General features: G+C 33.4%; 1 protein-coding gene. It reads right to left on the bottom strand.

The window, feature by feature from the left end; genetic code table 11:
- Nucleotides 1-178: DUF417 family protein (locus J4G32_RS20980; protein WP_210497614.1), on the bottom strand; the 178-nt coding region annotated here is incomplete at its 3' end.
- Between the last annotated feature and the right edge of the window lie 112 nt (nt 179-290).

Below are 290 nucleotides of genomic sequence, written 5' to 3'. Positions count from 1 at the left end.
GATCGTTATAAAAGAAAGACATAAATGGGCTATTAGCTACAAAAGGAACGATGCTATCTGCTTCATAGGGAATGAACTTCAACAATCCTATCCACATAAATACAATGGCAATAGAAATGCGACAAAGATTTATTCCCACGTTTTCTTTCGTTGAAACATATTGGTATAGTTTATCCATCATATCCAGAGGTCCTGTGTTGTAGAAATCACGACCTTTATAACCTTGTTATTTATATGCCTATATGTTCAGGAATCTATAATTTTTGTTTGATCGTCTGTAAAGGTCAAAA

Origin of the sequence: Microvirga antarctica, from assembly GCF_017921815.1 — a bacterium.
Classification (GTDB): Bacteria; Pseudomonadota; Alphaproteobacteria; order Rhizobiales; family Beijerinckiaceae; genus Microvirga; species Microvirga antarctica.
The sequence above is the reverse complement of the archived record's forward strand: the minus strand, read 5'-3'. Positions and strand labels throughout refer to the sequence as shown.